This window comes from Microcoleus harperi Pol14_C6 (assembly GCF_036701295.1).
Taxonomy (GTDB): Bacteria; Cyanobacteriota; Cyanobacteriia; order Cyanobacteriales; family Microcoleaceae; genus Microcoleus.
In genome coordinates this window covers 21963-37376 of sequence record NZ_JAUBQN010000043.1, presented here as the reverse complement: position 1 = coordinate 37376, position 15414 = coordinate 21963, and the positions used below count along the sequence as shown (strand labels likewise).

The following is a 15414-nucleotide window of genomic DNA, read 5'->3' as shown; positions in this document are numbered from 1 at the left end:
AGATTTTTAGTATTGAATGCGCCATTAGGATGGAATTATCTAAAATCAATCTATTTATCTCTTTTTATCAAAGGGAATTCTAACTAAAAATGTAGTGCCTAACCCTATCTCGCTGGAAAATTCTATTTGACCGCCGTGCAAATCTACACACTGCTTGACTATGGATAAACCTAGTCCTGTACCGGGTATTTTTCCGACATTTTTGGCTCGATAATAAGATTCAAAGAGTTGTTCTTGGTCTTCGAGAGGAATGCCAATGCCTGCGTCTTTAATTTTAAATGTAGCTTCTTTATTATTCTGATAATTTAATTCAAAATAAATATTGCTGTCGAGGGGCGAATATTTGACTGCATTTGACAGCAAATTTGTCAAAATGTGTCGCAGCAATTTTGGATCTAGTGCGGGCAACTGTTGCGTTTCCTGCGACTCGTTATCATTTTTTTGCTCTGGCGTAACTAATTCTTGATAAGTAAAGTTAATTGTATGATTTTTTCCATAACTAATTTTAATTGATTCTACTAACTCACTGCAAAAGTTTTTTAAGTCAACTGGTGCGGGATAGAATTCGAGTTTCCCGGCTTCGGCGCTGCTGAGCAACCGCACGTCATCTAATAGCTGAGCCATTTGTTGAGATGCCGATCTAACGTGTTGCAGGTATTTTTGTTTTTCCGCGTGGGTGATTTCGTCGCCGTAGTCTTGGAGGATTTTAGTAGCAAATAATACTGTACTTAGAGGATTGCCAAATTCGTGAGCAATCATCGAGAAAAAACGAGATTTTACCTGTCTGAGTTCTTGCTCTTTTGCCAAAGAGCCGCGAATTTCTATTTCTTGTTGTTTGCGTTCTGTGATGTCCCTGCCTATATAAATGAAATCGTAAAGTCCCTCTAGTTCGGTCTGAATTGCTGAACAGGAAAATTCTACCCAAATTTCTTCTCCTGCTTTAGTAGTGCAGACTATTTCTAGTTCTCTACGCAGCTCTTTCTGAGACAAAATATAGCGGTGGCGAGCTTGGTAAATTAATGTGTCTTCGAGTAATATTAAAGACAGGGGTTGGCCGATTAATTCTGCTTCGCTATACCCAAATAACCATTGGGCCGATTGATTGATTGTTTTGATAGTTCCTAATGTTGTTGTCACCAACAAAGCATCGCCCATCGACCGAATAACTTTATCTATATAATCTTTAGAAGCGGCTAAGGCACTAACCAAAAGATTAGCTTCATTCGCCCTCTGAATCAACGATTGCTTCATCACCATCTTTTCGGTGGTATCTTCAATCAAAATTAGCAATTTACTTGGCACATCTTCTTGTTCTTCTTCATATTTGATAGCCAACATATCAAAGTATAAAGGGCGGTTCGGGTCGGTAAAGCGAGCGATACCTTTGACTTCAAAACCCGGCAGCCGTCCCATAATGATAGACATGAGGATATTTTCAATGCCAATCAGTTCGGGAAAACTCATGCGAGCATCTGCACCGGGTATCGCGTCGCCCGGACTATCGGCATAATGCTGTACTTCGGCAGAGACTGCCTGAATGATAAAATGGTGATTGACTATCAAATACTGTGTTTGTCGCGGGCCTAACAGCTTTCTTAACAGTGGATTCATACTTGTTCTATCATTGTGTAAGCTAATTTATAGAAAATTTCGTCAACATCTTTGCCTGTTTTAGCAGATGTCGTGTAAACTGCTATTACTTTGTCTTGACATATCGAATTAGATATTTCCACTAGCAGCGCCAATTTTTCTTCGTCAATCAAGTCTACTTTGTTCAAAGCGACGATTATTGATCCTTTAGGATTGACTGAAGAAAAAAGCTGAATGTGTTCGGAGATTCGCTCAACAGTTTCGGATCTGCTGACATCGGCAACGATTAAAACACCACTAGCTCCCTGCAAGTAAGTCGGTGCTATTCCTTTGAACTTTGTATGCCCTTCTAAATCCCAAATCAGCAACTTTGCAGTCACGTTTTCCCGCTGCTTTACCCCTTCTAATTCTAAGATTTTGCTGGAAATTTTTACTCCTACAGTGGAGAGGTACTGGTCGCTGAATTGCCGATCGACAAAACGGCGGATCAGGCTGGTTTTGCCCACGCCAAAATCGCCGATCATACACATTTTTTTAGATATACTAACTGACATAATTATTTACTGTTTACGGTCTTAGTTATTGGTTCAAATACCACGCATCTGCTTAAAATTCGCGGTTGATTGGGTTCCACGTCGGCAGGAGGATGGGGGATGCCAACAGTTTGGAGGCGCTTTGGGTTAGCACCTTGCCGCACTAAAGCATCTCGCACTGCTGCGGCACGTCTGAGCGACAACTGTTGATTTGTAGCAAGTTCTCCACTTCGATCGCTGTGCCCAATTATCTTAATCTGTTTTTGAGGATATTGATCCATGAATTTTTTGACACTGGCGATGATTTCTTCATCTGTTGATTCTAATTTTGTCGTTCCTGGCTCGAAGTAGATGCGGGTTGTAATTTTAAGCGGCTCTAATTTAACGGTACTGATGACCGACTGAACACCGGGAATTTGCTTCAGGGACTGAGCTATTTTATGTGCGTCTGCACTGTCTCTAACTTTGCCCTCTACAGTCACTTTACGATCGCCATACCGACTAGAAATAGAAACGCCCTCTCTCTGGTTCAAAACTGCGGTAATCCGCTGCACCTCGGCCGCAGTCAAAACTGGATCTGGGGGGACATCTACAGCTATAATTCTATTATCTAATTGCAATTTCGGTGCAGTTGATGCGACTATTTTTTCGGCTTGTGCCCGCAATTCTTGATTGGGCAACTTTCCGGTTAGCTTTAAAGTTTTGCCATCAACTGCCACATCTAAGCGGTAAACTGCTAATTCGGGAGTCGAGGCTAAAGCTGCGATCGCATTGGCTTCGAGGCGGCGCTCAACGCTGCTGCGGTACTGATAAATTCCCCAAGGTACTAAGATTAAGCTCAAGGCGGCTAAACTGATAACCGCTAGGGCGATCGGGGGTTTTGTTGATTTTTCCGTTTGTAGCGGGTCGAATAAAGTTTTTATAGACGGGTGCAGCGACTCCGGTATAGTACCGGGGTCGCCGTTAAACTCGTGAATTACTTGACCATAATTAAGGATGAGATTACTAACGGTTCCTCGTATTTTCTGGATGAAAGAGTCTGGCGGTTCTCCTTTAATCACGACTGCCATGTAGCAATATCCCGCTACTTCTAGCATAATCTTGGAGTCGCCGTATTCAATTTGATTTAGTTCGGAAACTTCTCCCGGCCGAATGATACAGTCGTTAACAAAGCTGCGAATAGCTGTGAGCATTCCTGCTACCATTTCTGATTCTAACTGGTAGCTTTCTGAATTTTGAACTTCGGAAATTATTAAGCCTGATGCTTTGTGAATTAAGAATGCTGCTTGGATGGTGAAGGGTACTGATTCTTGGAGGATTAATTCAGCTTCGGAGACTCCTTGTACTTTGGAGCGAATTTTTCTTTTGAATCCTTCGACGCTGATGGCATTTGACACTTTTTCATTAATTGTCTTGATAGCTTCTGCCATGTATCGGGCAATTGTACTGCCAATTACGGGATAGAGCGCATCCACCATAGAGTCGCGTTCGAGTTTTATTTGGGCTGTAATCGCTTTGCCCATTTCCGGTGCAAGGGCTTGGGCGATCGACTCTTGGTCGAGGCGAATTTGCTCTTTAATTGCCAGACCGATTTCTGGGGCGATCGCGCGAGCAATATCCGCTGGCGAATTGACTATTTGTTGAGCAAGTGCGTCGGGAAGCAGCTCAGCTATTGCCGCACTCATTGCCGACTTATTTTCCTGAGTTTTTGCCCTAATCACTTCGTCAATAATTGGTCCGATCGCGTTGACAACTTCTTCTCTGGAGTCGGCAATTTTGCGGCTGAGAATTTCTGCGATCCAAGGCAACATCAACTCAATTAACTCTTGGGGCTCGTAGATTTGGTGCTCCAGTTTTCCTAATTTATCGTCGATTGTTGCCATCAGGTGGCGCACCCCCGGCAAATCGTTTTCTGCCAGCAGACTTTTCACTTGCTCGATATCAGAAATTTGGGAGCCGAACATCAGATTTTGCAGCCTTTCCATCGCGCTGTCGGCTTCATTTAAATCCTGTTTAATTTGACCTAATATTTCTCCTGGCTGCGATATCGGTGTCGGCTGTTCTACCAAGTTTGGCATCGATTGAAGCGAAGCAACCACCGGATCTAAATATGCAGTTTGGGGTGGCTCTGAGACTGTGGAAACTATCGGGTTATGGAGAATTTCCGAGGGTTCTGACTCGGTTTCGGAAGCGAAAAAATCTTGTAAATGCCGATCGAACCCGTGGGATTTTTGACCCTGTACTTCCTGTAGAGAATCTTTCATTGTCAAGTTAGACAATTCTGCGACAGGCTGTGATTCCTCCTCCAAATCCGGCTGGGCAATCGCGGAAACATCTATAGTTTTAGCGGAGGAATAGTCTTTTTCCAGTTCTGAAGTGTTGAGTTTGTGAGTAGCGAATAGCAAATTTTTGAACTCGGCTGCAACAGGCGGGGCATCGTCAGACTCCGGTTGGCGAGATCCAGTTTGGGGTACACTCGCTGTAACTTCCTCTGGTCCTTGCTCAGAAATACCTAACAAATCCATCAACCCGCCGAGGGCCCCAGCTTGATTATTTTCGCCACTGCTGTCATCTTCGGGCTCTGCATTTTGCTGGTTGGAACCTGCAATAATTTTGAGATCGACTAACAGATTCAGCAAGGGTTCTAGCTGGGTTGCTGCATCGGCAGCAGACTCGTCAGATTGAGAAACAAAACCCTCTAACTCATTTTCGTCAGCCGGATTTTCTTTCGGTAAAGCCATGCGTTATTATCCGTTATGGTGGCGCTCCGGCAACAGAAATTCGGTATTTAGCTTATTATCCGCAACGCCTTTAAGTTCGGGTACAAATTCTGTTCCTTTGAGCCTCATACCGAGTTCAAACAGAATTTCTGCCATGTCGTCTCTAGAAACTTTAACATCTCTGAGCATAGAAAAGCGACGATCGAGTTCTTCAAAAACCTGTGTTTTCAAAGTGCGGGTTTCTTCAGATAGTCGCTCTCTGCTTTGGGAGAGTTCGTCGCGAAGCGAACGGGTTTGATTGTCAATAGCCTCGTCGAGGGCTTCAATGCTGCTGGAGAATTTTCGGTTAACGCGATCGACTTGCTGACGGATGTCTGCGCTTTCTTCTTGGGTGTTTGAGGTGAGCGATTTAACTTTCTTTTCTAACGATTCAACGGCAGCCCTCATTTCTCCTGAAAGAACTGTTTTTACTTGTTCGATGCGAGTTTGCATATCTTGCTGCATCATCGACAAGTCGGAATCTATTTTATCGAAGCGATTGTCGTATTCTCTAAGCTGCGCTCCAAAAATTATATCGCGAATTTGGTCGATATTTCCCAGCCGTTCGCGCATTTCTTCTTTAGTTATTTCGGCCATGCTTGTACCTAGAATCTCCGGAGATTGTGAGTTTAAGAACTGTGCTAGTGATTTACTACCGTTGTTGGTGGCACTAGCTTTTTTGAGTGGGCGGGCTTTTATTTTTTGAACTCTCACCCCTGCCTCGGAGATGGGATTTTTTAGAGTCTTGACTCTAAATATCCTGAGATTCAAATTTTTGAGCCTGGTCTTGTCACCAAAAATGGCGGTTGGCGATCCTTGGCTTGCAGCAAGCTCAGAGAAGCGTAGATTTGCTGCTATACAGGACAGCGGGGTAGATTTTAATGTCTTGTACTGACATCTTCAATGATATCGCATCTTGACAGTGCCTCATACCACAGCGCTTGATCCCCGGCAAAAAGCGGGCGGGGGCGGGCGCCCACGTCCTATTATATATAATATATAACTCAAAAGCTGCACAGATCGCTCGCCGATCGGCTCCCAGGGATGTAGCCTTTGAGCAGAAAGCACTTCTACAGCCGAACTCTGCCCCTCTCTCTCACTCGCCCTCGAACCCTCTCCTGATGCGATCACCCAAAAATTCATAGGGCCCGATCGACAGCGATCAGACCCAATAATATGAGAGCTTTGTTTTTTCTAACAAACGAGATGTGTTTCCGATTGAGAACTGTTACTTACTAGGGTTTACAACTTGTGCAGCTTTACTTTTAATCAGCAACGACAACTAAGTCTTACTTGACTGCGGTTTGGCTTGACTGCTCGATCGGCAGTTCGCCACTATTCCAAGTTGTGTTCGTTTAATTTCTGCTGCGCCTGGGAATCTAGACCGGAGACACCATGCCTATATCCTTGAACTTTCTTTCTAAATATAGTGACCTCCTTTCTCTTTCTGTCCCGGTGTCTATTATTAAGTTAGCATGGCCTTTCGGAGGAGTAAAGCACTATTTGCAAAAGTTGATAGGTCTTTACATTACTAAGTATAATGATATGAATCTCCAAATAGATGTAAGTTAGCACTCACGCACTCGTAACCAAGAAACCGGGTTTTTCTACCCAGATTGAGGATTTTAAGCAAGTATTTTGGTTTGAAAACCGGGTTTCTGGACACCCGTGCGTAAGTCCTATAAATTCTATTGTTGCTACATCTTTACATACTTAAGTGTTTTTGTCATGTCTATTTCTCCTAAGTTTCTCAGTGGCAGCCAAATCCGCCAAACGTTCCTCGACTTTTATGCTCAGCGGGGACATAAGATATTGCCGAGTGCTTCTTTGGTGCCGGAAGATCCGACAGTGTTGCTGACGATCGCCGGAATGCTACAATTCAAGCCAATATTTCTCGGACAGCGCGCCGCCGAATCACCGCGCGCCACGACTTCTCAAAAGTGCATCCGCACCAACGATATCGAAAACGTCGGCCGCACTGCCCGCCACCACACGTTTTTTGAAATGTTGGGTAACTTCAGTTTCGGGGATTATTTCAAGAAACAGGCGATCGCCTGGGCGTGGGAACTTTCCACGGAAGTTTTCGGTTTACCAGCGTCTAATTTGGTTGTTAGTGTTTTCCGAGAAGATGACGAAGCTTTTGCGATTTGGCGCGATGAAATTGGCATTCCGGGCGATCGCATTCAGCGCATGGGAGAAGATGACAATTTCTGGCAATCCGGCCCGACTGGCCCCTGCGGCCCGTGTTCGGAGATTTACTATGATTTTCACCCAGAGAGAGGCGACAATATTGACCTCGAAGATGATACCAGGTTTATTGAATTCTACAACCTGGTTTTCATGCAGTACAATAAGGATGCAGAGGGCAATTTAACACCGCTGCAAAATCAAAATATTGATACTGGCATGGGACTGGAACGGATGGCGCAAATACTCCAGAAAGTCCCCAATAATTACGAAACAGATTTGATTTTTCCGATCATTCAATCGGCGGCGGAAATTGCCGGGATTGATTACCACAATAGCGATGAAAAAGTCAAGGTTTCGCTGAAAGTAATTGGCGATCACATTCGGGCTGTGGTGCACATGATTGCGGACGAAATTCGCGCGTCGAATGTTGGTCGGGGTTACATTTTGCGCCGCTTGATTCGCCGGGTGGTGCGCCACGGGCGGCTGATTGGAATTCAGGGCGAATTTACGGTGCGGGTGGCAGAAAGTGCGATCGCCCTTTCGGAAGCTGCTTATCCGAACGTGCGATCGCGGGAAGCTCAAATTAAGGCGGAATTGGCAAGGGAAGAAGCGCAGTTTCTCAAGACTTTGGAACGCGGAGAGAAGCTGCTGGAGGAAATTGTCGATCGCACTAAACAGCAAGCAAACCAACAAATCAGCGGTCAAGATGCTTTCACTCTTTACGATACCTACGGTTTCCCCTTAGAACTGACTCAAGAAATTGCTGAGGAACAGGGAATTTCTGTGGATTTGGACGGATTTGAAGCGGCGATGAAGGAACAGCAAACTCGCGCTAAAGATGCTCGCCAAACAATCGATTTGACCGTGCAGGGTTCTTTGGATAAGTTGGCTGAAACAATCCAAGGAACTGAGTTTGTCGGTTATGCTGAATTGTCGAGTTTAGCTGAGGTGGAAGTTATCTTAGTTGACGGCAAATCTGTCGAGGAAGCAGCCGCCGGCACTGAGGTACAAGTTGTGTTGAACCAAACGCCCTTTTATGCAGAATCCGGCGGACAAATTGGGGATAAAGGTTATTTGAAAAGCGGAGATAATGGTAATGGTTTGTTGGTGAGAGTTGATGATGTGAAGAAGGAATCGGATTTCTTCGTCCATTTCGGCTTTGTGGAACGGGGAACCCTGAAAGTTGGCGATAGTATTACTGCGAAAATTGACAATAGCGGTCGCCGCCGAATTCAGGCCAACCACACAGCAACTCACTTATTACAATCAGCTTTGCGAAAAATTGTGGACGATTCGATTTCGCAAGCTGGTTCGCTGGTATCGTCAGAAAGATTGCGGTTTGATTTCAATTCTCCGCGCGCTGTCACAGCAGAAGAGTTGCAGAAAGTTGAGGATTTAGTTAATAGTTGGATTGCTGAAGCCCACGCTGCGGTTGTTGCAGAAATGCCGATCGCCCTTGCGAGAGAAAAAGGCGCAACTGCGATGTTTGGCGAGAAGTACGGCGACGTGGTGCGGGTTATCGATTTTCCCGGCGTTTCGATGGAATTGTGCGGCGGAACTCACGTCAGCAATACCGCAGAAATCGGGCTGTTTAAGATTGTTTCCGAAGCCGGGGTAGCGGCGGGAACTCGCCGGATTGAAGCGGTTTCCGGTCAAGCTGTTTTGGACTATTTGAACGTGCGGGATAAGGTAGTGCGCGATTTGGGCGATCGATTTAAGGCGAAGCCTGAAGAATTGCCCAACCGGATTACTAATTTGCAGAATGAGTTGAAGGATACTCAGAAACATTTGGCTGCTGTCAAATCGGAATTGGCGATCGCGAAATCCGACCAGTTGCTGAGTGCGGCTGAGGCGATCGGCGAATTCAAAATCATTGTAGCTCAATTGGGAGATGTGGATACAGAAGCGCTGAAAACTGCGGCGGAAAGATTGCAGCAAAAGTTAGGAAATGCTGCGGTTGTTTTGGCATCAATTCCTGAACCGGATAAGGTAAGTTTGGTGGCAGCTTTTAGTCCAGAAGTCAATAAGAAAGGATTGCAAGCTGGCAAGTTTATCGGGGGAATTGCTCAAATTTGCGGCGGAAAAGGCGGCGGGCGGCCTAATTTGGCGCAAGCTGGGGGACGCGATGCAAGTAAGTTGCAGGAAGCGTTAGAAAGTGCTCGGAATTTGTTGGTTGAAGGGTTGGGTTAATCTGGGTTTTATGTAGGGACACGGCAATGCCGTGTCCTGCTTCGCTACTAAAGGTCAAGTTCCCCTTTTTTAAGGGGAATTTAGAGGGTTCTAGACTCGGCTGTGAACGAAAGATACAAAGGTTTTTCAGCCTAAGTTTACACTAATGACCAGAGTCTACTCGCTTGTATCTCCTGATATTAGCTAAACCCGCCCCAGAAAAAGATTGAGCTTAATATTGAGGTACAGATGGGTCTACTTCTTCACTCCAAGCAGTAATCCCGCCCTTAACATTAATCCCCTCAATTCCAGCTTCCTTCAAAATCCCCAAAGCCTTCGCAGAACGCCCGCCCATTTTGCAGTGTGCAATCAAGCGGTGTCCGTTCAACAATTCCTTAACCTTGGCAACACCTGCGCCGTGTTCGATATCCGGCAAAGGAACCAAAACCGACCCAGGAATTTGACAAATTTGATACTCGTTGGGATTGCGAACATCTAACAATACAAAATCCTTGGCACCGCTGTCGATTAACTCCTTAAGTTCCGTGACAGTCATCTCAGGGATTTTCTTTTGATCTTGTGCTTCCTTATCTTTTGCTTGAGGAATGCCGCAGAATTGTTCGTAATCGATTAACTTTTCAATTACCGGACGCACTGGATTCGGCCGCAGTTTCAATTGCCGGAAAGTCATATCTAACGCATTGTAAAGCAACAATCTGCCACTCAAAGTAGTGCCTTGACCCAAGATAATTTTGATAGCTTCCGTTGCTTGGATAGAACCAACAACTCCGCACAAAACGCCTAAAACGCCACCTTCTGCACAAGAAGGAACCATCCCAGGAGGCGGGGGTTCTGGGTACAAATCGCGGTAATTCGGGCCGCCTTCGTAGTTGAAAACTGTTGCTTGCCCTTCAAATCGGAAGATGGAACCGTAGACGTTGGGCTTGTTTAAAAGCACGCAAACGTCGTTCATCAAATAGCGAGTGGGGAAGTTGTCCGTGCCGTCGATGATGATATCGTAAGGAGTGGCAATGTCGATCGCATTTTCCGAACTAACGCGAGTTTCGTACAAATCAACTTGACAAAAAGGATTAATTTCTAAAATCCGATTTTTAGCCGACTCAATCTTCGGTTTCCCAACCCAAGAAGTGCCGTGAATTACTTGTCGCTGCAAATTGGAATGGTCTACAACATCAAAGTCTACAATCCCAATGCGGCCAACACCGGCGGCGGCTAAATACAGCAGCAGCGGCGAACCGAGACCTCCCGTACCGATGCAGAGCACGCTGGCAGCTTTGAGACGCTTCTGCCCTTCCAATCCAACTTCTGGCAGGATGAGGTGGCGAGAGTAGCGTTCGTATTCTTGTTTGTTGAGCTGGATCTCGTCCAGATTAGGATTTAGCATGATATTGTGTGTAGCGCAGATTTTGAATTATATCCTATCTGAATCTTTCGCATTTTTACGTGTTTGTTATTTTTACTAATTATTTCTTAATCTCAGTCGGTTCCAGTGCGAGAATTTCCTCTGCTTGAAAGTTCCCCTCTCCGTCAAGACTCCAACTGCGGAGGTCTTCTGAACAGCCTTGTCGGACTGACACAATGATGTAAGAGTATTGGGCCCACGCCAATGTCCGATCGCACTCTGAGGGAACTGCGGGACAATCCGTGTGAGAATGATATATACCGATAATATCCAGAGTGCGATCGCGCCCGTGTTTCATCGCCCGCAACATATCTTCGGGACTTATAGCATATCTGCGTCTTTCTGTCAATTCTTTTTCTTCGGGCCAATTCTCCTCAGCTTCAGCACTCCAAGCATTTTGAGTCGGCCAAACTTCTACCAAAGTTTTAACACCGCCAGTAACTCGACCGAGCAACAAACCGCAGCATTCTTCAGGATAAGCGCTTTCGGCGTGGGTGCGCATGGATAAAATTTGAGAGTCGGAAAGTGCGATCGGCTGCATAGGATTTTATTGTAGTTTTTTTTTGTAAAGTGCGATTCCCTGCGGGATAGCTACGCTTCACGGGCTTTTTTTTAACGAACCGCGAAGACGCGAAGGACACGAAGGAAGACAAGAGAAGGGAAGAGAAAGAATTCAAAAAAGTAACCTAATTAATTACCTGCACGCTCGATATCTAAATGTTAGATTTTACCACTATTTCTCACCCTTCTTCTCGGTGTCCTCTGCGCCCTCTGCGGTTCATAAAAAAGTTAATGTAGGGTGCGCTATGGGCGCGCACCTTACCCCTTAGTTTATGTAGCTATATAGCCCGCAATTGCAATCAAGCGGGAGTTTGCTGCAACTCAGGCCGTTCATCTGGAACGATCGCACCTTCGACAGGACAAACCTGCAAACAAATGCCACAGTCAATGCAGGTATCAAAATCAATCCAAAACCAATCAGTACCCTTGACATTTTTGCCGGGGCCGGGATGAATGCAAGCAACCGGACAAGCGCCAACGCAATCAGCAATTCCCTCGCAAATATTCGTAACAATAGTGTGTGCCATAGTGTTCTCTCAAAACATTTTAGGTAGATAGGGAATTAGCAATTAGTAATTGACAAAACCTTCTCTGAATCAGCAGGATACATAATATCATATCGGGTGATTTTTAACCAATTACCAACTACTAATTACCAATTACCAATTAGCCTAATTTACCGTTTCAATTGTTGGCAATCCTGCGACATTTACCCAAGCAATTTGAGCAATTCGTCGATCGCGCGCGTATTCCCGCGCCGACTCTGCTGTCTCCCGACTCTCCAAATCTATTTCCACCCGAACTAAGTGAGTAGACTCTCGGAGTTTGCGAGCGTAAGCAAACGCGGCGGCACTAGCTTCAGGAGTTTGAGCCACAACCAACCAGTCGCTAGCTGGCGTCTGGGTGGGCAATTGCCCCTCTGTCAGCAAAACTTGGTGCAAATCTTCAATATTCAGACAAAACCCGATGCCGGGGGAATTTTGCCCTTGGGGATCGAACACTCCCAACAGTTGGTCGTAGCGTCCCCCTTGTCCTAAAACTCGCTGTCCTGTCTTGCTGCTGCTGACAACTTCAAACACAATTCCAGTGTAGTAGTCAAAGGTTTGAATTAAACTCAAATCGAGGTGAATGTGGGATTTTAGATTGGGAATTTTTGACTGGCATTGGTGCAGCAATTCGATCGCCGATTTGAGATTATTTAACGCGGCTTGCTGCGGCAGATCTAAATCTAGTTTGGCAACAATTGGCAATACCTCTTCTGGCCGGCCGCGCAAGTCAAACAACAGCAGAGCTCTTTCTCGCAATTCCGTTGACAGCGGCAAAGTTTCTAAGGCTATTCGATCGAGATTGGCTATCGCCCCCCGAACTTTTTGGCGCACATTTGGCGGAAACGGTTCCAGCAATCTTGCAGTCAAGCCCGCTTCTCCCAAAACCAAATGCCACTCATCAATTTCCAAGCCCTGCAAGCACTCCGACAGCAGCAGCAGCACTTCTGCATCCGCAACCGTCCCCCCGGCGCCGAGCAGTTCTACGCCAGCTTGATAGAACTCCTGTTGCCCGCCTGAGCCAGTATCTGGGCCTTTGCGGAACACGTTGGCGTTGTAGTAGAGGCGCTGAGGCTGCCACCGAGTCCCGGCCATCCGCATTGCAGCCGCCCGGGCGATGGATGCTGTCAATTCCGGCCGCAAACCAAGTTCTCCATCCTCGGCGTCTTGCAGTTGAATTAAGGTCGATCGGTCGATCGCGCCCCCAGCCATCAAAGTCTCCAGCCTTTCTAGAGTAGAAGTAATAATCCGGTGATAGCCCCAGCGGTGAAAAACCTGCTGTAAGCGCCGTTCGATCGAAATTTTTTGAGCAACGTCAAGGGGCAATAAATCTCTTGCACCGGATGGGGGTTGGTGAACCATATCAATTTTAGATTTTAGACTTTAGAAGATTTTAGATTGGGCCCAGAAGCTTAGCTTTATGGACGGTGTTAAAGTCGAACGAGGCAAGCTTAACATTTGACTTTAACAAATTAAGGTGTCATATCAATTTTAGATTTTAGATTTTAGGTGGGGCTTAGAAGCTTAGCTTTAGGGGAAGCTGTTAAAGTCGAAGCAGGCAAGCTTAATCTTCGACTTTAACAAATTAAGGCGTGATAGCGTTTTGGTTTGCATGGGAATAATCATTTTCCCGGTCAGTGCAAGCGTCCCGCTCTTTCTGGAGCAGCCGATCTCGCGAGACGATCATACTGACGCTATAATTCCGACTGCGATCGGATGTGATCTCACCCAGTCTTGATTGGTTGGAGCGAGATCACTCCACTGCTGTGCATTTCACCATTTTCTCAAAATTCAAGACTCACAATTCACAACTTCTCACTTCTTCTTCCCGCCAAACAAACTTGCAAAAAATCCTGGTTTATCATCACCTTTTTTTGCCTTGGCGGAAGCTTGTTCTAGCTTTTTCTTAACCTCCAAAGCCGTCGGTTCTTCAGGATTTGATGCCAAAGCTTTGTTCATCTCAAGTTTTGCCATTGTGGCTTGATTTTGTTCAAGGTAACACATTGCTAACAAAGCGTGGGACTTGCTGTGTTTCAGATCGCGTTTCACCGCTTCTTTTAACTCTATAATTGCTTTGGCGTAACTTTTGCTGTCCATGAATCCTTGAGCTCGGCGGCAATAGGGTTCGGCCGGCGAGTCTGTACGCGGCTGCGTTACTTGAATTGGAGTAGGAATTGGGGTTGGGGTTGGGGGGTCTGTTTTTTTTCCGTCGGTTGAGGGTGGTGGCGGAGGGGTTGCAATGCCTTGGCGCTCTTTTCGGAGCAGGTAAACCATGTTAAGTTCGCTAATTTGATCGATCGCCTCTTGCGTTTCCTTAACTGATTCGTACTGCTTGAGAGCGAGTTTGCTAACTGCTGTTTTGTAAGCTTCTTCCCAATCTTTAGCGGTAGCTAACTGTTTGGCGGCTTCGCTTTCAATTTGCATTTTCGCCTGTTCTTTAACGACGCGCTTGCCGATGGCTGCTAATAGCAGGCTGTATTCTTTGCGATCGCTTTCCTTGGAGAATTTGTTGTAAGCCGGATTGACTACTTTGGACAAAAATTGGTTAGCCCAATCTTTATCGGCTTGGCTTTCAAAAGAGCAAGTATCCGAATGCAACCGGCGGGCGATTTTCATGTAGCGCTTGCGGATGTCGTTAAACTCGGCGTCTAAGGGAATTCCCAAAATTGCGTGCTGATCTGTAAAGTCGTACTTGAACAGCCCTTTTGTCATTTCAAAAGACATAACTTTTACTCTTCCTTTCCTGGCTTTTCACTATTCTTTAATTTAGCTTGAGTCAAGGGGTTGTGACCCCCGTACTACCCCCGATCTATTGCTGGGGGGCGCTACTTCCAAGAAGATAAGGGAGGAACCGCTAGCAGTGCGCTGCTGAGTTCGGCGTGTATTTTGCCGTTTGTGGCCAAAACCCGACCGGAGTTCATCTCAAATGCACTGCCGTCATAAGCTGTAACTTGACCTCCGGCTTCGGACACGATGAGTACACCTGCTGCTACGTCCCAAGGGGAGAGTCCCCGTTCCCAGTATCCGTCCGATCGCCCCATCGCGAGGTGTGCGAGGTCTAGGGATGCCGAACCGCTGCGCCGCACGCCTTGGGTGAGGTGGGTAAGGTGACAGAATTCGGCATAATTATTGTCTGCTGTTTCGCGCCGATCGTATGCAAAGCCAGTGACTAGCAAGCTGGTTCTCAATTCTGAGATTTGGGAAACTTCGATCGGCGAACGGTTGCAGGTTGCTCCCAATCCTTTGCCTGCCCGAAACAATTCATTATGAAAAGGGTCGTAAATTACTCCAATTTGTGGTATTCCGTCAATTAAAAGTCCGATTGACACGGCCCAAAAAGGATATTGGTGAGCATAATTGGTTGTGCCGTCCAAAGGGTCGATCGCCCACAGGTATTTGCTGCTGGCATCCCCTAATTTGCCGGATTCTTCGGCGAGGATGGCGTGGTCGGGTACGTGGCGGCCGAGAATTTCTAAGATAACCGCTTCTGAGGCTTTGTCGGCTTCTGTGACTAAATCGCCCGATCGACCTTTTTCTTGAATTTTTTCTAATTTTCCGCAGAAAGATTTCAGGACGGAACCGGCGGCTAGGGCTGCTTCGGTGGCTATTTCTAAGAAGTTTTGCAGTTGATTGTCTGTCATTGG

The 15414-nt window shown here is 46.1% G+C and carries 11 protein-coding genes; 1 reads left to right on the top strand and 10 read right to left on the bottom strand.

Annotation, left to right across the window (positions count from 1 at the left end; translation table 11 throughout):
* Window positions 1–54 precede the first annotated feature (54 nt).
* Genes QUA27_RS22935 through QUA27_RS22920 form a run of 4 tightly spaced genes read right to left on the bottom strand, consistent with a single transcriptional unit; the run spans window position 55 to window position 5479 of the window.
* Window positions 55–1611 (bottom strand): sensor histidine kinase, encoded by a 1557-nt coding sequence (locus tag QUA27_RS22935; protein ID WP_333070801.1) that lies wholly within the window; start codon window positions 1609–1611, stop codon window positions 55–57.
* Entirely contained in the window at window positions 1608–2144 is a 537-nt protein-coding gene (locus QUA27_RS22930; protein WP_333070799.1) for a Rab family GTPase, read from the bottom strand. Before QUA27_RS22930 ends, QUA27_RS22935 begins: the two co-directional genes overlap by 4 nt.
* Before the next feature lie 2 nt (window positions 2145–2146).
* On the bottom strand, window positions 2147–4864 hold the full coding sequence (locus QUA27_RS22925; protein WP_333070797.1) for an OmpA family protein: 2718 nt from the start codon (window positions 4862–4864) through the stop codon (window positions 2147–2149).
* 6 nt (window positions 4865–4870) lie between these two features.
* A complete protein-coding gene (locus tag QUA27_RS22920) occupies window positions 4871–5479 on the bottom strand; it encodes a hypothetical protein (protein ID WP_333070795.1) in 609 nt (202 codons plus the stop codon).
* A gap of 1131 nt (window positions 5480–6610) precedes the next feature.
* Here QUA27_RS22920 and alaS point away from each other — a divergent pair.
* On the top strand, window positions 6611–9262 hold the full coding sequence (gene alaS, locus QUA27_RS22915; RefSeq protein ID WP_333070793.1) for an alanine--tRNA ligase: 2652 nt from the start codon (window positions 6611–6613) through the stop codon (window positions 9260–9262).
* 211 nt (window positions 9263–9473) lie between these two features.
* On the opposite strand, the gene moeB is transcribed toward alaS, so the two are convergent.
* The 6 genes from moeB to QUA27_RS22885 form a co-directional block, all read right to left on the bottom strand.
* Window positions 9474–10646 (bottom strand): molybdopterin-synthase adenylyltransferase MoeB, encoded by a 1173-nt coding sequence (gene moeB / locus QUA27_RS22910; RefSeq protein WP_333070791.1) that lies wholly within the window; start codon window positions 10644–10646, stop codon window positions 9474–9476.
* A 79-nt stretch (window positions 10647–10725) separates the two neighbouring features.
* Entirely contained in the window at window positions 10726–11205 is a 480-nt protein-coding gene (locus QUA27_RS22905) for a M67 family metallopeptidase (RefSeq protein ID WP_333070790.1), read from the bottom strand.
* A 319-nt stretch (window positions 11206–11524) separates the two neighbouring features.
* A complete protein-coding gene (locus QUA27_RS22900) occupies window positions 11525–11752 on the bottom strand; it encodes a ferredoxin family protein (protein ID WP_333070789.1) in 228 nt (75 codons plus the stop codon).
* A gap of 144 nt (window positions 11753–11896) precedes the next feature.
* Window positions 11897–13132 carry an ATP phosphoribosyltransferase regulatory subunit gene (locus QUA27_RS22895; RefSeq protein WP_333070787.1) on the bottom strand — a complete coding sequence of 412 codons (1236 nt, stop codon included), beginning with the start codon at window positions 13130–13132 and terminating at the stop codon, window positions 11897–11899.
* Window positions 13133–13585: 453 nt separating this feature from the next.
* Window positions 13586–14494 carry a J domain-containing protein gene (locus QUA27_RS22890; RefSeq protein ID WP_333070786.1) on the bottom strand — a complete coding sequence of 303 codons (909 nt, stop codon included), beginning with the start codon at window positions 14492–14494 and terminating at the stop codon, window positions 13586–13588.
* 101 nt (window positions 14495–14595) lie between these two features.
* Window positions 14596–15411 carry an inositol monophosphatase family protein gene (locus tag QUA27_RS22885; protein ID WP_333070784.1) on the bottom strand — a complete coding sequence of 272 codons (816 nt, stop codon included), beginning with the start codon at window positions 15409–15411 and terminating at the stop codon, window positions 14596–14598.
* Window positions 15412–15414 lie beyond the last annotated feature (3 nt).